The 16,534-nt window shown below is 58.4% G+C and carries 17 protein-coding genes and 1 tRNA gene; 9 read left to right on the top strand and 9 right to left on the bottom strand.

Annotation, left to right across the window (positions count from 1 at the left end):
- Nucleotides 1-86 precede the first annotated feature (86 nt).
- Nucleotides 87-1,514, top strand: coding sequence for an alginate export family protein (locus PbB2_RS06345; protein ID WP_108984472.1), 1,428 nt, complete (start codon nucleotides 87-89; stop codon nucleotides 1,512-1,514).
- Here PbB2_RS06345 and PbB2_RS06340 read toward each other — a convergent pair whose 3' ends face one another.
- Both PbB2_RS06340 and PbB2_RS06335 read right to left on the bottom strand, forming a co-directional pair.
- The gene (locus PbB2_RS06340; RefSeq protein ID WP_108984471.1) at nucleotides 1,515-2,168 is read right to left on the bottom strand and encodes a dienelactone hydrolase family protein; all 654 of its coding nucleotides are present in this window, start codon (nucleotides 2,166-2,168) and stop codon (nucleotides 1,515-1,517) included.
- Between the two features lie 22 nt (nucleotides 2,169-2,190).
- On the bottom strand, nucleotides 2,191-2,958 hold the full coding sequence (locus PbB2_RS06335; RefSeq protein WP_108984470.1) for an NUDIX hydrolase: 768 nt from the start codon (nucleotides 2,956-2,958) through the stop codon (nucleotides 2,191-2,193).
- A 62-nt stretch (nucleotides 2,959-3,020) separates the two neighbouring features.
- Here PbB2_RS06335 and PbB2_RS06330 point away from each other — a divergent pair, with 62 nt between their 5' ends.
- The gene (locus PbB2_RS06330; protein ID WP_192576202.1) at nucleotides 3,021-3,815 is read left to right on the top strand and encodes an alpha/beta fold hydrolase; all 795 of its coding nucleotides are present in this window, start codon (nucleotides 3,021-3,023) and stop codon (nucleotides 3,813-3,815) included.
- A gap of 84 nt (nucleotides 3,816-3,899) precedes the next feature.
- Here the strand turns inward: PbB2_RS06330 and thrB are convergent, their stop codons facing one another.
- Nucleotides 3,900-4,865, bottom strand: a complete 966-nt coding sequence (thrB, locus tag PbB2_RS06325) for a homoserine kinase (RefSeq protein WP_108984468.1) — start codon at nucleotides 4,863-4,865, stop codon at nucleotides 3,900-3,902.
- Nucleotides 4,866-4,871: 6 nt separating this feature from the next.
- Nucleotides 4,872-5,186, bottom strand: coding sequence for a hypothetical protein (locus PbB2_RS06320; RefSeq protein ID WP_108984467.1), 315 nt, complete (start codon nucleotides 5,184-5,186; stop codon nucleotides 4,872-4,874).
- A 224-nt stretch (nucleotides 5,187-5,410) separates the two neighbouring features.
- Here PbB2_RS06320 and PbB2_RS06315 point away from each other — a divergent pair, with 224 nt between their 5' ends.
- On the top strand, nucleotides 5,411-5,692 hold the full coding sequence (locus PbB2_RS06315; RefSeq protein ID WP_238164890.1) for an SEL1-like repeat protein: 282 nt from the start codon (nucleotides 5,411-5,413) through the stop codon (nucleotides 5,690-5,692).
- Nucleotides 5,693-5,745: 53 nt separating this feature from the next.
- On the opposite strand, the gene PbB2_RS06310 is transcribed toward PbB2_RS06315, so the two are convergent.
- Nucleotides 5,746-6,549 carry a polysaccharide biosynthesis/export family protein gene (locus tag PbB2_RS06310; protein ID WP_108984466.1) on the bottom strand — a complete coding sequence of 268 codons (804 nt, stop codon included), beginning with the start codon at nucleotides 6,547-6,549 and terminating at the stop codon, nucleotides 5,746-5,748.
- Nucleotides 6,550-6,689: 140 nt separating this feature from the next.
- On the opposite strand from PbB2_RS06310, the gene PbB2_RS06305 reads away from it, so the two are divergent.
- From PbB2_RS06305 to PbB2_RS06295, 3 genes are all read left to right on the top strand, one after another.
- Nucleotides 6,690-8,171, top strand: a complete 1,482-nt coding sequence (locus tag PbB2_RS06305) for a GumC family protein (RefSeq protein WP_108984465.1) — start codon at nucleotides 6,690-6,692, stop codon at nucleotides 8,169-8,171.
- Nucleotides 8,172-8,336: 165 nt separating this feature from the next.
- The gene (locus tag PbB2_RS06300; protein WP_108984464.1) at nucleotides 8,337-9,011 is read left to right on the top strand and encodes a P-loop NTPase family protein; all 675 of its coding nucleotides are present in this window, start codon (nucleotides 8,337-8,339) and stop codon (nucleotides 9,009-9,011) included.
- A gap of 4 nt (nucleotides 9,012-9,015) precedes the next feature.
- The gene (locus PbB2_RS06295; protein WP_133245741.1) at nucleotides 9,016-10,167 is read left to right on the top strand and encodes a hypothetical protein; all 1,152 of its coding nucleotides are present in this window, start codon (nucleotides 9,016-9,018) and stop codon (nucleotides 10,165-10,167) included.
- Here PbB2_RS06295 and PbB2_RS06290 read toward each other — a convergent pair.
- The 3 genes from PbB2_RS06290 to PbB2_RS06280 are packed head-to-tail and all read right to left on the bottom strand — an operon-like array spanning nucleotide 10,164 to nucleotide 14,046.
- A complete protein-coding gene (locus PbB2_RS06290; protein WP_108984462.1) occupies nucleotides 10,164-11,093 on the bottom strand; it encodes a glycosyltransferase family 2 protein in 930 nt (309 codons plus the stop codon). The genes PbB2_RS06295 and PbB2_RS06290 overlap by 4 nt on opposite strands.
- Nucleotides 11,090-12,535 (bottom strand): lipopolysaccharide biosynthesis protein, encoded by a 1,446-nt coding sequence (locus tag PbB2_RS06285; protein WP_108984461.1) that lies wholly within the window; start codon nucleotides 12,533-12,535, stop codon nucleotides 11,090-11,092. Before PbB2_RS06285 ends, PbB2_RS06290 begins: the two co-directional genes overlap by 4 nt.
- Nucleotides 12,535-14,046: an exopolysaccharide biosynthesis polyprenyl glycosylphosphotransferase gene (locus tag PbB2_RS06280; RefSeq protein ID WP_108984460.1), complete on the bottom strand. Its 1,512-nt coding sequence runs from the start codon at nucleotides 14,044-14,046 to the stop codon at nucleotides 12,535-12,537. The genes PbB2_RS06285 and PbB2_RS06280 overlap by 1 nt, the downstream gene beginning before the upstream one ends.
- A gap of 154 nt (nucleotides 14,047-14,200) precedes the next feature.
- Here PbB2_RS06280 and PbB2_RS06275 point away from each other — a divergent pair.
- A tRNA-Ser gene (locus PbB2_RS06275) sits at nucleotides 14,201-14,291 on the top strand.
- Between the two features lie 73 nt (nucleotides 14,292-14,364).
- Here the strand turns inward: PbB2_RS06275 and PbB2_RS06270 are convergent.
- Nucleotides 14,365-14,910, bottom strand: a complete 546-nt coding sequence (locus PbB2_RS06270) for a TetR/AcrR family transcriptional regulator (protein WP_108984459.1) — start codon at nucleotides 14,908-14,910, stop codon at nucleotides 14,365-14,367.
- Nucleotides 14,911-14,998: 88 nt separating this feature from the next.
- On the opposite strand from PbB2_RS06270, the gene PbB2_RS06265 reads away from it, so the two are divergent.
- Together PbB2_RS06265 and PbB2_RS06260 are read left to right on the top strand one after the other, a co-directional pair.
- On the top strand, nucleotides 14,999-15,823 hold the full coding sequence (locus PbB2_RS06265) for an SDR family NAD(P)-dependent oxidoreductase (RefSeq protein WP_108984458.1): 825 nt from the start codon (nucleotides 14,999-15,001) through the stop codon (nucleotides 15,821-15,823).
- A gap of 79 nt (nucleotides 15,824-15,902) precedes the next feature.
- Nucleotides 15,903-16,508, top strand: coding sequence for an FMN-dependent NADH-azoreductase (locus PbB2_RS06260; protein WP_108984457.1), 606 nt, complete (start codon nucleotides 15,903-15,905; stop codon nucleotides 16,506-16,508).
- Nucleotides 16,509-16,534 lie beyond the last annotated feature (26 nt).

The following is a 16,534-nucleotide window of genomic DNA, read 5'->3' as shown; positions in this document are numbered from 1 at the left end:
GAGGCGGTTTGGGTTAAGGAACGAGCCTCGCGCTTGACCGCACTGGTCTGGCAATTTGTCCGCCTACAGAGGACAGGACGCACCCTTTGACCCAAACTTTTGCTGCCCTTGTCGCTGGCATCGTGTTTTTTTCCAGCGCTGCAATGGCCCAAGGCGTAACACCCTTGGTGATACCAGCACCGGCTGCAGAGGCCGCAGCAACCGGCCTGCCGGACTGGCTGAATATTTCGGGTGAAGCGCGCATGCGCTATGAGAGTGTGGACGGCCAATTCCGCGCGGGCGGACGCGGAGGTGACCAAGCCCTCGCACTGCGCACCCTGGTTCTCGCTGAAGCCCGCTTTGATAAGGTCAATCTCGGCTTTGAGGTGCAAGATAGTCGCCATTTCTATGATGATGCCGGCTCGCCGACCAGCAATAGCGCGGTCAATGCTCTCGATATTCTGCAATTCTACGCGAATTTCGACGCCAGTCAGACCGGAATCGCTAAAGTGCTCGGCCATAATCAGGCCCGCCTGAAGCTGGGTCGGCAAACCCTCGACATTGGCAGTCGCCGCATCCTAGAGCGGGTCGACATGTCAAATGTGATCTTGAACTTCACCGGCGGCTACTGGAACTCAACCAATGCGCGCGGGGATATGTTTCATGCGTTGGCTGTTGTTCCAGTTGGCCGCTTGCCGACTGATTTTGCCAGCCTCCAGAAAGATGAAATCCAGCTCGACAAAGAAGAATGGTCGCGTGTTTTTCTCGGCCTTCATTACATTCGGGCCAATGTGTTGGCAGATCTTCTGCCGCGCACCAATCTTGAGCTATTCGTCTATCAATTGTCAGAAAAAGACAGCGCCAAGGTCGCCACACCCAATCGTGACTATCTTCAGCCAGGCTTTCGCTTGATCCGGCCACCGCGCCGGGGGCAATGGGATTTTGAGTTTGAAACTGCCTATCGAACCGGAACGCGGCGGGCCAGTTCAGCTGCGACCGATGTTACGGACTTAAAAGTGCGGGCAGGCATGGCCCATGTGCATCTGGGCTATACGTTTGACGCCCCGTGGCAGCCACGCTTGGCGCTTGATTGGGATTATGCCACGGGGGATCGCAATCCCAATGATGCCAAGTTCGACCAGTTTGAACGATTGTTTGGCGGGCGGCGCACCGACTTTGGGCATACCGGTATTTACGGCCCTTTGGCACCGGCCAATATCAACGCGCCTGGGTGGCGGCTTGAAGTCAGGCCCAATGCACGCTGGGATTCTCGTCTGACTTACAAGGCGGCCTTTCTTGACCAAGCTCGTGATGCATGGGTGATTGCCCAAGTGCGTGACCGTCAAGGCCAATCAGGCAAATTCATTGGCCACAGTTGGGATTGGCGTGCCCGCTATTGGATTGATCCGGGGAAACTGCAGCTTGAAGTCGGTGCAGCCACGTTGATACAAGGTCGGTTCGCTAAGACAGCACCCAATGCATCGCGGCAAGGAAACAGCAATTATGGCTTTGTCGCTCTCACACGCACCTTCTGATCAAGTGTGATCAAACAAATCCAGCGTGCGGGACCAGGCAAGATCAGCTTGCTCGGGCGCATAATCCTTTCCACGATCAGAAAAAAAGCCATGGCCGGCCGGATAAATATGGATCGGGACCTGCGGATGGGCGGCGGCAACTTCGTCAACCATAGCAAGTGGAATGCCTGAATCAGAATCCCCATAATGCAAATGAATGGGCACACGTGGGGTCTCGGCCAGAAACATATTGATCATCCGGCCATAAAAGCCCGACGCAGCTGTCAGGCTGTGACAGCGGCAAGCCGCGACCCAGGCCACCGTTCCGCCCCAGCAAAAACCCGTCACAAAGATGCGTGAATGCGTTTGGCCCAAATGGTCGATGGCCGCTTGGGTGTCACGAGTGACTTGATCCCAAGGCGTGTCGCGCACGGCTGCGAGGCCCTTGGCAATACCGTCCTGATCATAGGGGGCAATAAAGTCTGCTTCGATGCGGTTAAAGTACGCCGGGGCCACCACGTCAAAACCATCCCCGGCAAACCGCGCACACAAGGCCTTGATATTGGCATTGAGGCCGAAGATTTCTTGCGCCACTATGAGGCCACCGCGCCGTTTCTTGCCGTGCGCAGGCTCGAAAAGGGCGGGAATCCCGCTGCCAAGTTCAATCAAACCCATGTCCTAAAGCCTCCCTCTGGCCTCAGCCGCGCATCGCGGTATCAAGCTTTTCCTCTGTCACCGGATAGCCCAGATCGGTGCGAATCTTGAGAACACCGTCTTCGATCACGGGCTGAACGATGCCTTGCGGCCGGGCCGCCGCATCAGCCAAAGCGCCTGCTGCACTTTTTGACAAAGCCAAAAGCTCCAGATTGCGGGCTGTTGGGAAAATGATTTTGCGCCGACCCGCTGCCAGATCGTCCAGCGCGGCTTGAGGTTTGATCCACACCAGATCAACAGCCTCACTACCATCTTGCACCCCGTCTTGCCCTTCTGGCACTGGGGCCAAGAAAAAGCGGGTGTCAAAGCGCTTGTGCAGGGCCGGTGGCGGAATCCAGCGCGCAAACGGCTGCAAACTGGTGGTGGCCAGCCGCAGGCCATGACCGCGCACCAAAGGCTGAAACAGGCTGGCATCTTGGTCGACCCGCTTACGCATCGCGGTTAGGTCAAGCGCTTGGGCTCCGATGGGTGAGCCATCTCGGGTTGCCAGCAGAATGCCGGTTTCCTCATAGGCCTCGCGCAAAGCAGCAACCCGTGCCGCGCGCTCGTCTGCATCAAGGCCCTCCAGCCCATCGGCAGCCTCCAGCCACCCCGCGTCATAATCGGCAGGTTCGATCTTGCCGCCCGGCCACACCATGGCCCCACCCGCAAAGCCAATATTGGCGTGGCGCTCGACCATCAACACTTCAAGCCCGTCGGCCCCGTCGCGAACCAACAGGATGGTGGCTGCGGGGAACAAAGTGTCATCCATACTGGGGTTTCCGTTTCGTCATGATCTTGCCAAAGCGGCAGTGAAGTTACATGGGCACTGTCATGAACGACGTTGCCAATCATGCCAAGCATCTTTTGAACCAATCCGGTCAACCCAAGCGCCGCGCGGTACCACGTGTCAGCCCCCTGTTGCATCAAGCCGAACATGAGATGATTGAGACGGGTTCTGGCAAGATTGCCGTGTGGCACCTGCTTGGGGCACGCTATGCCGATCCGCCAGTCCTTTTGGTTCATGGTTGGGAGGATGATACCAGTCTATGGACCCCCCTGATCGCACTTTTGGCCGAACGTGGACGCAGCGTGGTGGCGTTCGACCTGCCGGGTCACGGCCATAGTGAGGGCGATCGCTGCAGTCTGGAATTGGCAGCTGAAGCCATCCTGACGCTGGACCGGCGTTTCGGCCCGTTTGCAGGGGCGGCAACGCACTCCTTTGGCGGGCCAGCCATCACCCGGGCCATGCTGGACGGTCTCAAACTTGCTCGGGTGGTTCTGATCGCCCCGCCCGTGGCCCAAGCCCGTCAGTTTGAGCGCGCCTGGCGGCGCTATGATGTCCCCGAAGACTTGATATCGGCGGCTTTGGCCTTAGGCCATGACGAAGGCCGCTTCTTTGACTTGGCCGCTGCTGCCCCGCACATGCAGGCCGAAGCTTTATTCATCCACTCGGCCGATGATGCACAATGCCCGGCAAATGAAGGTGAGCGGGCAGCCAAAGCCTGGCCCGGTGCCCGCTTTTGGGGGGTGGACGGCTTTGGCCATCGCGCATTGGTGCAGGATGACGACATTGTCGCCACTGTGGCGGCTTGGCTGGACAGCTCGAGTGCTTTTACGAGCCGTTGACGCACCAGGCTGCGCGCAGCTCTCATACAGTGTTTCAGCCCAAAGTCGGAAGTCAGGTTCGAGACGTCGCAAACAAGGCGCTGGTCAGGGTGCGCCATAATCAGCCGCACTGCGCGCTGCCCGATGAAATGCCAGCCGCCCAGCATAATCGCGGGGGTCTTTTTTGCGCACCAATGCCCCGTCCATCGGGGTCATCCAATCAACCAACCGGGTCAGGAAAAAGCGCAGAGCCGCCCCACGCGCCAAAATGGGCAGTGCGTCCCGTTCAGCTTGGCTCAGCGGGCGTACACTTTCATAGCCTGAGATCAAGGCCCGCCCTTTGACCAGATCAAATTCCCGCCCATTGGCTTCAAAGCACCACGCGTTCAGCATGACCGCCACGTCATAGGCCAAAAAATCATTGCAGGCGAAATAAAAGTCGATCAGCCCGCTGACCTCATCGCCCAGAAACAAAACATTGTCTGGAAATAGGTCTGCGTGAATTATCCCTTTGGGCAGATCTGTCGGCCAATCAGTGCGAAATAAGGCCAGATCGGTATCTACTGCGGCAGCGATCCCTGGTTCGAGCGCCTCGGCCTGGCGAGACCGTCCTTTCCAGAGACTAGGCCAGTCCCGCGGTCCTAGGTCATTGGCGCGCGTGCCTGAAAAATCCGACAGCGCCTGATGCAAACGCGCTAAAGCGGCCCCAACCGCGCGGGCATGACTGGCCGGTGGTCGTTTTGTAGAAACCCCGTCGAGAAAGCTGCACAGGGCCGTGGGCTTGCCTCGGATCATTTGTGTCAGCAGGCCATCCGTTGTCCGGATGGGGCGGGCTGCTGGTAGGCCCGCATTCGCCGCCTGCTCGGTCAGGCCAAGATAAAAGGGCAGGTCCTCCAACGCGACGGACTTTTCGTAAATCGTCATGATGAAGCGGCCCTGATGGGCTTCGACCAGAAAGTTTGAGTTCTGGACCCCCTCGGCAATACCTTTAAAATTGCGCAGGCCTTCTAGGCCCCAGCCGCGCAATAAGGCGGCAAGTTCATCGTCACTGGGTTCTGTATAGACGGCCATGGCCGACTATCGCACCTTTGCCGCCAGTCTGACAATCCAGCCACCGGCTTGGGTCGGCATGGCGCGCACAAGAATGCCTTGCGCAATCCCTTCGCGCAGACGCCGCCCGACGGGCTGAAACAGCGTTTCACCACCACCGGGGCGGGGCGGGTCAAACCGAAACCACAGACGGACCTCGTCGGTTGAACGATGCTCCTGCAAGGCCGCCTCCACAAGCGCCAGCGCCTCCACCGCACCCTTGCCATTGAGGTCGATTGTTGCGCTGACATCGAGATTGTCAGTCGACAGGGCGCTGGCATCGTCGGGCTCGAAAAAGGGCACGTTTGTCAATCTCTTTCTAAAGGTTTTGAAGGATATGTGAATCACATGCCTTGTTGTGAACCACCTGTTTACGCAAAAAGTACTGAAATTCATTTTATAGCAAGGTCTTGAGAAGATTCGATTCACTATCCGCCTTCAGATTGTTCTCACGGACGCCGCAAACAGGTGTGCGATGACAACAAGAACCGGGCCCAGAAAAGGGCCAATAAGGTTAGGGGATAAAGATGGCTTTTGATATGAGCACTGCCGCACCAATGGTGATGGCCAGCGACGTTGAACCCGGTGATGCCGGCTTGGATTTGTTTGCACTGGGTCTGTCGCATGCAACCGGTGTGGGTGCAGAAATCGACTATGTTGAAGCTCACAAGTGGTTCAATATTGCCGCAATGCGCGGCGATGAGGAAGCCAAGCTGCGTCGTCAGGAATTGACCGCCATGATGACACAAACACAGGTCTCAGCAGCCCAACGTGCTGCCCGCGAATGGCTGCAGCGCTCCGCTAACTAAGTTTTGCTAAGGAATGGCTGCCATCGGTGTGGCTGGCCGATTCAAACGTGGACTTAGCGAAAATTATTACCGATGCTGTAATTGAAGCCAATGGTGACGGGCAACGCGTCGCGAACGAATTGCTGGGTGAACAGACCCAGTTCTGCCACAGTCGACTTGGGGACCCAAACCACGTCAAACCGACGCAGGCGCGGCAATTCGGCCATTAAGGCTTGGCTGGACCAAGCGGATTTGAGATTATAGATCCGCATGAAGGGCTGTCCGCCTGCACCTCGGCGCAGGACAACCACTTCCTCGCGGCGCGCAGAGTTCAGAAAGCCCCCGGCCAGCACGATTGCTTGCAGGGGGTCTGTCTCGCCGGTCAGATCATAGATTCCGGGCTTGGCAACCTCGCCGCCGACATAGAATTTCTGTGAGGCGAAACTTTCAGGGGCCAAAGTCACAACCGGATTACGAAGCAGCGCTCCATACTGGCTTTCCAGATCCGATTTAAGGTCATCCAATGTCCGATCCCCCGCCATCATGGGCGCTAGCATGGGCGGGTGGATGCGCCCATCGGGGGCCACGGTCAGTTTGCGATTAATTTCTGGTGCGCCAATGGACTGAAAATCAATGACATCACCGGGAAACAAACGATAGGCTTCATCCTGAGATGTCCAGCTGGGAAATGTTGCGACGGCCGGAAACTCAATGGTTGCCACGCTGCCAGGTGTGCGCCATTGGGCCCCTTCCGTGCGCAAGGCATCGACATAGCCGCGCGGCGCACATGCACTCACAAACAGCCCAAGACCCACAGACAGTGCCAGTCGGACGCGTGATGTCCAGCCGTGTGACCTGACAGCAGGTTTGTTTGGCATGTTGGATCAGTCCCATAGGCAAAGATTTGGTGACTTTGTTAGAAACCCAATCGTTAAACGTTTCGTTAATGAGTAATGGTTGATTAACGGATAAGGTTAGCAAAATGCTTGTCCAGATTCGGCCACGCGCGGAACTTTGAATGACTTACCAGTCGGGCCCAACATATCCTCGCTCAGGCGGCATGGCACCGATTGGCTATGCGCGTCCGCAGCTTGATTTGGCCGATGTCATCAGCCTTTTGTGGCGCGAAAAATGGCTCATGCTGATTGTTTTTGTGCTGATTTCTGCCATTGGCATCGCCTTGGCCAGCACGCAGCAAAAGACCTATGTCGCCGGTGCACGCCTGTCGATTTTGTTGGGACAGGAATATGTGTTTCGTCCAACGGTCGGGGATGCAGGCGGGGGGAGTGCCCCCAAGCAGGAACAAATCGTTCAATCCGAAGTCGAAGTCATCAAGTCCGCCCAAGTGGCTGAGCGGGTGATTCGTAAAATTGGCCTTGACCAAGTGTTTGGGCCTGAGGAAATACGCGTTAGCCAAGGCCCAGATACGCCAGAGCGGCGTATCGCCTTCGGCGTCGATCAGTTTCAGCGCAATTTTACCGCCGACGCCACTGCCAATACAACCGTGATTAAGCTCAGCTATCGCGCCAAGGACCCCGCTGTGGCGGCAAAAGTCCTCAACGCGATGATTGACGAATATCTGTCCTATCGCCGTGAAGTCTTGTTTGAGGATTTGACAGGCTCGCTCAAAGTTCAGCGCAGCGAGTTCGAGACGCGCTTGCAAGAAGTCGAAGGTGAGGTGACGGCATTTCTGGGGGCCAATGGCGTTGCCGACTTCGAAGCCGAGCGACAGGCATTGCAGGGCTTGCTCAGCAGCGCCCGCGCTGATTTGCTAAACGTGCAGTCGCGCCTGCGTGAGGCCGAGGGCCGGTATGCGTCGAGTGATCGCAGCTTTCGCAATGAACCCCGTGAAGTACGCCTGTCGTTTGAAACCGACACCTCGCGGCGGCGGCTGGAATTGACCACGCAATTGGCAGAGCTGCAGACCCGCTATACCGATCAAAGCCAACCTGTTCAGGACATGCGTCGGCGGATCGAGGCTCTCGATGCTGTGCTGCAATCCGAACAAGGTCGCGCCGCAGGTACAACCAAGACTGGGGCCAATCCCGTCCGCGATACATTGGCCGCCGACCGGGCGCGCAATGCTGCGGAAGTTGAAGCACTGACCCAACGCGAAGCGATTCTTGAGGCCCAGGTCGCCCAATTGCAGGCGCGTGCTGTTCAATTAAGCCAAGCCAAACCGATGTTTGATGATCTGATGCGGCGCAAGGCTATTTTAGAAGAACAAGTCCGCCAATTCTCAACGCGGGAAGCTTCCTCCCAAGCGCAAAATGAAATTAGTCGCACATCGAATGAGAATATTCGGGTCATTGAACGGGCGACCGTACCCACGCGCGGCAAGAGCTGGAAGCGCGAACTTGCGATGTTGGCCATCTTCTTTGCCGGCATTACCGCCTTGGCAGCGGGGGGTATCCGGGCCTTTGCCCGATCCAATTTCCCGACCGCAGCATCTGTCGGGCGAACCTTGGGGCTGCCGGTCTTGGCAGTTGTGGCGCGCTGAGCGCGATGCCGCTGGTCTTCGCGCAGAAGGGCCCGTATCGGGATTGATCGAATCTGGTTGAAATATAGGGTGCACTCAGCCAATGACACGCGCAGGCCAGTTTCCGCTTCATGAGTCCGGTTCTGGTCAGACACTCGTCCTTCAAGTGCGTGAAATGGGGATTCGATGGCCAGCATTCAGGCGCAGATGAACGGAGTCTGGTCCGCGGTTGCAGCAGCAACCGGCGGGGGCGGGGCTGCGGTCATGTTTGTTGGTGCGCGGTCGGATGTGGGCATTTCTGAGGTCGCACGCGCTTTTGCTGAAGTGGCTGCCGCCCGCGCTGCGCGCGCAGCTTGGCTCGTCGATTTGGATTTCTTCGGACCTGGCCAGTTTGCTGCCTATGGCGGCGAACAAGCTGCCATGAAGGGCCCCTTCGATATGACATTTGCCACCCAGCCATTCTGGCGAGCCCAGCCCAAAGCGGCCGATGGCAGCCAGGGTGAGGGGGCTTTGGTGAGTTTTCGAACCCCCGTGCCAAAGCTTTTCGTCAGCCGCTTCAACCGCGCTGCCTTGCAAGCCGGTCAGAAAATGCAGGTCAGTCCGGCGCCCTCTTATTGGCAAGCGGTGCGCAAGGCGATTGACATGACAGTGGTTGACGCCCCGGCGCTGGAATATTCTCGCGCGGGGTTAGCCTTGGTCCCGGACATGGATGGCGTCATTCTGGTAATCGATAGCCAGATCAGCGATGTGCGGGAGTCCATTGATCTGCGCGATGAGATTATCGGTCGCGGTGGACGCTGTCTCGGAATCGTGGTGACTGAAACCGCATCCTCTGGGTTTAAGCTCCGCCGACAGGCCTGACATAGTGGCAAACCGCACCTCATCTGTACGCTGGGACCTTGGGGTGCTGGCGCTGGCTTTGGCCAGTTTCAGCGCAGCCGCCTGGCGCTTATGGCCCGGCGCTGCTGGCATGGCTGAAGCCCCCGCCGGGGCCGTGTTGCTCAAGGCTGGGATTGCCGCGCTGGGCCTTGTGGGTTTTGCGGTGCGGTGGGAGTATTTCTGGCCGCTGGCCCGTGCGCGGCTTGAAACCCTCTTTGTCTTGGCTGTCTGTCTCGCCTCCACCCTGTGGGCCGTAGATCCGGCTTTGGCGCTACAGAATGGCTTGTTGGTCGTGCTGGTCTGGATTTTTGGCTGGGTTGTGGCGGGCCAATTCTCCAGTCGCCTTTATGCCCATCTCATTGCCAGTGCCGGGGTCATGATGGTTCTGGGACATATGGTCGCCAGTCAAGCCTTCACCAATCCGGCCGCATTACCAGACATCGCCGAAGCCGACCTCAGTTTTGCGCTGATTGGGGGTTTATGGGCGGCGGTGACGCGCGGTCGCTGGCGCTGGGTGTGGCTGGCTTGGACAGTTGTGGTGGCAGTTATATGCGGCCTCTCTGGACATTGGGTGGCGTTGTTGGCCCCAGCAATAGGCGGGCTTGCAGGCTTGGTTGGCTTGGCTTGGACGTGGCTGGGCGCCCGCATTATTTGGACGCCAATCCATGTCGCCATTTTGGTGGCCTTTTTGATTGTCGCGCTGACCTTCGGTTTTTTGTTCGGGCCGATTGAGCTTAATCTCATGAGCGACACCGGGCCCAGCCTATTGGGCTATGGATTAGGGGTTGTCGGCTCGACATGGACGGATGGCTTCTGGGGTGGGCTTGGCCTGGCTGGCGGGTTTATCGTTGCTATCTGGCTGATGGTGAGTACGTTTCGGATCCTGTTCGGGCTTGGCCAGGAGGGACCTGATGGGGTGTTTGTCCTTGCTGTTTGGACTGCCAGTGTTGTGGGTCTTTTGAGCCTCTCAGACTCTGTGTTGATTGCTGGACCTTGGATTGCGCTGATGGCGGGAGTGAGCTTTGGCCTGCGCGCCGAAAGTGTTCGACCCACGGCTGTCAGTCCATCGCAGCCTATTCCAAGACCAGCTTCACCCCGTCCAGCCCATCTGCCTCCGCGCGCGCCGATCCGACGTTAAAGCGCTTCGGCCGCCCACAGGGCGCGCCAGAGGCGGGCGGCAAAGGCCCGCAAGCCGATCGGCAGCCATTCTGCCAAGGCGATAGCCCGCATGAATGCTTTGAGGAGGCCCCGCGCCGGGATGTGTTTCATCAAGCGCGCCATCTGCGTGCTCCGCAATGCTGCCATCTCTGGATGCCGGTCTACCATGCGGCGAAAATTGCCTGCAGCCTTGGCGAACTTGTCCAGCAAGACGGCGGCTTCATCCAGTCCCAGATGGGTGGCCGGTATATCCACATGGCTGACAAAATGACCCTGTGCCGCTGCCCTCAGAGCCCAATCCACATCTTCCCAGCCCCAACCGATAAAGTCGGTGTCAAACGGGATGTCAGCAAGGATCGACTTGCGGACCAAAAGGTTGGATGTCGCCAGCGCCAATGGCCCGCGATGCTGGCGTGCTGCCGCTGGATCACAATCGCTGCCTTCAGCAATATGTTTGGCCAAGGCCAGAGCCGCACAATCGGGTATTTGCAAGGTCGAATATCCGCCATAGGCGATGGCAGTCTGGTCGGCTTGAGCCAGCTTGACCCATTGGGCCAGAAAATCTGGACGATCAGGTGCCATGTCTGAATCAAGAAAGAGGATGAAGGGGGCGGTGCTTGCCGCGATCAGGCGGTTTCGGGCAGCCGAGCGCCCCTGATTATGGGTCAGTGTGATGAGCTTTGCTGGGGCTGGCACCTCATCCAGCAGGTCCGTAACCGCCCGTGTCAGGGCTGGGCTGCCTGAACCGTCATCTACCAGCAGCAATTCAACCGGCAAAAGCCCAACTTGATTGGTGAGCATGCTGATGAGCGGGCAGGGGTCGTTGCGAAAGAATGGCATGGCAACGCTTAGCGCGACAGACGTAGCGGCCTGAACGCCATTGTCATGGATGTGCTCGCCGCTCATGCCACATGCCTCCGTGCCCAGCGCGCCCAAAGCGATCGAGCAAAGCTGCGTGCGCCAGCCACATCCAGCAGAATGACAAACACGCCATAGCTCAGCCCGCCCACGGCCGACTTGATGATGAGATCAGGCAGCGGGCCGATTGATGGCACCGCAAGAACCACCCCTGCCATACCCCCGCAGGCAAGCGCGATCTTTAAGGTCTGGTCGAGTGGGATCGGCAAAGCGACATAGCGTCGCCCGACAATGGCCAGCATCATCATACCAACGCCATAGGAGGCCACATTGGCATAGGCCGCCCCCATCAGCCCGAAGCTCGGCAACAGCATGACATTCAGTCCCAAATTGGTGATGACGGGCACCAAGAGCAAAATAGCGCGCTGTAAGGCCTTTTTCGACAGCATGAAGGCTTCTGAGAAATAGTCGCACATGCCGGCCAATAGTGCTGAAAAAGCGATCCACGGCACGATTTGGACTGCCCGGTCACGCAGAGCTTCCCCGATTAGGAATTCGCATATTGGGGCGGCGAGCAGGCCAAGTCCCAAGGCAGCCGGGGCACCAATACCCAGGCGGACAACATAGCCTTGGTGGGCCGCCTTGACCGCAGCAGCAGGTCCACCGCGTTCATAGGCGGCGATGAGGATTGGAGTTACAGCCGCCGCCCCCCAGGTAAAAATGATGTCGAGAATCCGTGCCCCAACCTGATAGCCCGCCGAATAGGCCCCCACATCGCCCTCACCGAGAAAGGCAGCGATGACAAAACGGTCACCACTGGTCAGCGCTAGACTGAGGATCAGGCCACCGGCGAGCGGGGCACCATAAGCCAAATAGGCGCGCGCCCGTTCAGGCTGAAACGCGCCAGCCCGTGCGGCCAAAAACAAGGCGGGCCCTTCTATCAGGAGGACGATCAGGGAAGCGATCAGCATGCCAATAAACGGGCCTTCTGGGCCCATGGCAAACAAAATGACGGCACTAATACCCAGCCCAAAACCTAAGCCAATATGCAGCGTCTCAACCACGGCATAACGTGTGGCTTCCTGGGCCATGCGGCGGGTTTCCAGCGCAATCTTGATGAGCGACCGGGTGATAACACTGCCAAAGGCGATTGCGATCACGATCTTCAGATTCACATCGGCTGGCCATAGCAGCAAAGCGGCAATCGAGACCAGAGCAAAGCCGCCAGCGCACCAACTAAACAGCTTGAGCAAGGTGGCGAAATGCGCGGGCTTTTCGCCTTTTTCAGCCGCTTCCGCATAAAAGCGTGCCGCAGCTGCCTCAATCCAGACCACCGAAATATACTGCGCCAATGTCATGGCCGCGTAGACGAGTGTGTATCGGCCATAGGCGTCATCGCTCAACAATCGGGTCAGAATCGCGACCATGCCGAAGCTGCTCAGCGCCAGCGCCAGATTGGGGGCCAGATAGGCCAAAAGGTGGCGGCCCATCACCGGATCTTACTCTTGTCACCCATCAGGGCCGGCAGGGTTCGCACCATAATCCACAGGTCAAACCAGAAGCTGGCTGTGCGGATATAGGCTAAATCAAAGGCCACACGTGCGGCTACGTCTTCGGCAGTATGCACCGGCCCGCGCGATCCATTGATTGCAGCCCAACCTGTCATGCCCGGCTTAATGCGGTGACGGTGGGCATATTCGGCCACCAAGGCTTGGCTGTCCTGTTCGCCTGTTTTCATGCCAATGGCATGGGGCCGCGGCCCAACCAGCGACATCGATCCCCCCAGCACATTGAACAATTGGGGCAATTCATCCAACGACGTCTTGCGGATGAAGCGACCAATAAAGGTCACACGGGGATCGTCCTTTTGGACCTGAAGGCTGGCCGTGGCATCGGCAGTTTCCACCCGCATGGAGCGGAACTTCCAACACAAAAACGGTTGGTTATTGAAGCCATGACGAGTCTGCCGGAAAAAAATCGGCCCGGGACTGTCCAGTTTGATTGCGAGCCCAGTCAAAACCATGATCGGACTGACCAGGATGAGGATGATCGTGCCCAGCACCAGATCCTGCACCCGCTTCCAGAATGCCCGACGGGCATCTTCGGGGGCACCCGACACATAAGCAACTGGTAGGCTGCCCATGCGGCCAATCGTGGTCCCCTCGCTGTCAAAGCCCTGCATATCGATGGCAAGCACCAATTTGTTGGGCATGGCCCGTAAGCGGTTGACCAAATGCAGGACCCGGCTTTGGGCTGTGCTGGACACCGCCACAATCACCCGGTCAATCCGAGGCAAATGCGACCATTCCATCAGATCGTTCAGGTCGCCCAGCAGGGGCACATGGTGGGGCAAGGGGCCTGCACGTTCCAGTCGGTCATCAAAGACCCCTAGAATGGTCAAATCCCCGCCCTGCGCATGGGCTTCCTCGATGAGACGATGGGCCAAAGGTGTGGCCCCGACGATCACCACATTTAAGGAAAACAGACCTGCCCGGTTCATCAGGCTCAATACGAGAGCCAAAAGGCAGTGCAGACCGAGGATTAATGATCCCGCCAACAGGCTGGCCACACCGGCTTCCCAGGCCCCGTGACTTGGATGGCGGCCAATAAGTGTCGCCAGAACTGCCCCGACCAGAGCGGCGGCAGGGACCGCCAGAATAATCGCGCCCAAAGTCTTTAGGCCATGGTCGGTCACTTTGGGTTCCACATCAAAGCGGTACAAGTCATGCTCACGCAGGACCCACCACAAGACCAGCCCGCCAAATCCCATCGGCAAACAATCCGCCAACGAAGTGTGCAACAACCCGGCATGGGAAATCACAGCCAGCACCACTGCCATGCTGGCTAGGATGACCAGAAGATCGATGAAGTTCATGGCCTTGCCGAAACTGGAGCGATACCAACGTGCCCCACGCGCGGCCTTGCGCGCGCCGACCAGCGGCGGCTCTTGGGGTGGGGTTGTCACAGGATCAGCCCCGTCCATGGCCGAAAAATAATTCATACCCAAGCATAGCAGACGGGAGTAGACGCCCTGTTAACGACAATGCCATCCTGCTTATGCCCATGCAGCCCATCCATCATGACGGGCCAGTGCAGCTTGACTGATCAGGCGGTCTTGCTCTGCCCCCGATGATCGGGCTATCAGAGCCCAGCGCGGAGACGTGGCCGAGAGGCTGAAGGCACTCGTTTGCTAAATGAGCGTGCTCCAAAAGGGCACCGAGGGTTCGAATCCCTCCGTCTCCGCCAGTTTTTCCCTGTTTTTTCAGACATCAAGCCCGCATGTGCGATTGCGGTGCGGTGGGTGTCGTGGCCATGGTGCTCACCCCGCCCGATCATCCTCACGGACGGCGGCAAGGATCTCCTCAGCCAATGGGCGATCTTCACCCTGCAGGGCGCGGGCAAGGGCGAGGGCACCGATCATGGCGGCAAGCCGTGCGAGGGCGGTCTGGCGGTCATGCCCTTTTGTGGTGGCCTTAAGATAGTTTTCCATACCTGCTGCAAATGCCGCGCGCACCGCTTGGGGCTGTCGGGGAATGTCTGACAGGGTAGCTGCGATCGGGCAACCCGCCTCAACATCGTCCAGATGCGGTGTTGAAAGATAGCCACACAGGAAAGCCTCAAAGCCCGCGTCATCAACGGCGCTTCCGGCATAGCTGGTTGCCTCCGCCAATGCCTGGGCAACGGTTTCGGCCGCCAATTGCTCCTTTGACGGAAAATAGCCGTAAAAGCCGCCATGGGTCAGCCCGGCCCCATCCATAACTTCGGCCACGCCGAGCCCCTCTGGTCCCTTGATGCGCAAGAGCCGCCCTGCCGTTTCTAGGATGGCTTTGCGGTTCTGCGCCTTCTGCTCTGCCGAAACCTTCATGCGCTGCCTGTTGACCCCCCCTTGACACTATTCATGACAGCCATCATGAATAATTAATGATGATGATCATCATGATAAGGAGATTGGCATGGATTTGCAACTGGCAGGCAAAAATGCCCTCGTGACCGGGTCCACCAGTGGGATCGGGGCGGCGATCGTGCGGCTTCTGGCGCGGGAAGGCGCGGCTGTGATTGTGCATGGTCGGCGCACCGAGGCGGTTGCTGACGGGGTGGCAGAGCTGACCCGCGACGGGTTTAGGGCGGCCGGTGCCGTGGGGGATGTGTCGACCGAGGCTGGAGCGGATCAGGTGGCTGGTGCGGCACTGGCGGCGTTCGGCGGGATTGATATTCTGGTCAATAATGCCGGCCTGCTGATTGCGCCTAAAGCGCCCGCCCCCGGCGATTGGTTGACAGATTTGGGCGCATCTCAGGCCAGCGCGCTTTATGAGGCCAATGTCAATTCGGTGTTCAGAATGGTTCGCCGGATTGTGCCGCAAATGAAGGACCGCGGCTGGGGGAGGGTCGTCATGCTCGGCTCGGTTGCTGCTGCAATGCCACGCGAAGCCTTCCCACAATATTCCCTGACAAAAGCGGCCAATTTGAACCAGATGGTCAGTCTCTCGCGGCTGCTGGCCGGCACGGGCATTACGGTCAATGCGGTCTCACCCGGTCTGGTTCGTACCCCCGCAGTCGAACCCATGATCCGCGGCTGGTCACAAAGTTTTGGTTGGGGTGAGGATTGGGACGTGATCGAGCATAATGCGGCCACCCATGTGCTGAACACACCAACACGGCGTCTTGGTCGTCCCGACGACATTGCCCGGGCGGTGGCTTTCCTTGCAAGCCCACAGTCCGACTTCATCAACGGCGCAAACCTGCGTGTCGATGGCGGCGCGAACCCCACTGTGAATTGACCCGCCAACGCCTCCCCACTTCGCCCCCGGCACTTAGGCAAACCCCGGGGCCTACAACACAGGACGAAAGGAAAATCAGATGGCCCATGCTCTTGTTCTCATCGCCAGCCCGAATGGTGCTGCCTCCGTTTCTCGGGCCATGCTCGATCGATATCTTGCCCGCCGGAAGGTCAGGTTTCCTGATGAAACCTTGACGATCCGCGACTTGACCTTGCCGGAAAATGCCTTGCCCAATCTCAGTGCGGAATTCATCACCGCCATGTTCCTGCCGCCGGATGCCCGTACGCCAGAACAGGCGCGCGAGCTTGATGTGTCTGATCAATTGGTTGGCGAATTTCAGGCTGCCGACACATTGATCGTGGCGACACCCATTCATAATTACACCGTGCCAACACCTTTGAAGGCCTGGATTGACCATGTCAGTCGTCCCGGCATGACGTTTGCCTATATTGATGGCAAGCGACAGGGTTTGGCCCATGCACGTTCGGCTGTTTTCCTACTGTCCAGCGGGGGCATTTATACCTCAGGCCCGCAAGAGGTGGAGGATTTCCTTGCCCCCTATCTGCGTCATATGATGGTGTTCTTTGGAATTCCTGACGTAACCGTCTTGCGCGCCGAGGGCGTGGCCTGGGACGCACCATTCGCCATTGCGCAGGCAGAAGCCCAGATTGATGCAGCGATCTGAGCCTGAAAGCCAGCTCAGCCCAAACC

The organism is Candidatus Phycosocius bacilliformis (assembly GCF_003112735.1).
Classification (GTDB): Bacteria; Pseudomonadota; Alphaproteobacteria; order Caulobacterales; family Aquidulcibacteraceae; genus Aquidulcibacter; species Aquidulcibacter bacilliformis.
The sequence above is the reverse complement of the archived record's forward strand: the minus strand, read 5'-3'. Positions and strand labels throughout refer to the sequence as shown.

Excerpts from the sequence above, each read along its gene's own strand:
- PbB2_RS06315 (WP_238164890.1), top strand. The coding sequence starts at position 5,411 with ATGGCTTTTGATATGAGCACTGCCGCACCAATGGTGATGGCCAGCGAC.
- PbB2_RS06260 (WP_108984457.1), top strand. The coding sequence starts at position 15,903 with ATGGCCCATGCTCTTGTTCTCATCGCCAGCCCGAATGGTGCTGCCTCC.
- PbB2_RS06290 (WP_108984462.1), bottom strand. The coding sequence starts at position 11,093 with ATGAGCGGCGAGCACATCCATGACAATGGCGTTCAGGCCGCTACGTCT.
- PbB2_RS06330 (WP_192576202.1), top strand. The coding sequence starts at position 3,021 with ATGAACGACGTTGCCAATCATGCCAAGCATCTTTTGAACCAATCCGGT.
- PbB2_RS06335 (WP_108984470.1), bottom strand. The coding sequence starts at position 2,958 with ATGGATGACACTTTGTTCCCCGCAGCCACCATCCTGTTGGTTCGCGAC.
- PbB2_RS06300 (WP_108984464.1), top strand. The coding sequence starts at position 8,337 with ATGGCCAGCATTCAGGCGCAGATGAACGGAGTCTGGTCCGCGGTTGCA.
- PbB2_RS06265 (WP_108984458.1), top strand. The coding sequence starts at position 14,999 with ATGGATTTGCAACTGGCAGGCAAAAATGCCCTCGTGACCGGGTCCACC.
- PbB2_RS06305 (WP_108984465.1), top strand. The coding sequence starts at position 6,690 with ATGACTTACCAGTCGGGCCCAACATATCCTCGCTCAGGCGGCATGGCA.
- PbB2_RS06340 (WP_108984471.1), bottom strand. The coding sequence starts at position 2,168 with ATGGGTTTGATTGAACTTGGCAGCGGGATTCCCGCCCTTTTCGAGCCT.
- PbB2_RS06310 (WP_108984466.1), bottom strand. The coding sequence starts at position 6,549 with ATGCCAAACAAACCTGCTGTCAGGTCACACGGCTGGACATCACGCGTC.
- thrB (WP_108984468.1), bottom strand. The coding sequence starts at position 4,865 with ATGGCCGTCTATACAGAACCCAGTGACGATGAACTTGCCGCCTTATTG.
- PbB2_RS06270 (WP_108984459.1), bottom strand. The coding sequence starts at position 14,910 with ATGAAGGTTTCGGCAGAGCAGAAGGCGCAGAACCGCAAAGCCATCCTA.
- PbB2_RS06280 (WP_108984460.1), bottom strand. The coding sequence starts at position 14,046 with ATGAATTATTTTTCGGCCATGGACGGGGCTGATCCTGTGACAACCCCA.
- PbB2_RS06285 (WP_108984461.1), bottom strand. The coding sequence starts at position 12,535 with ATGGGCCGCCACCTTTTGGCCTATCTGGCCCCCAATCTGGCGCTGGCG.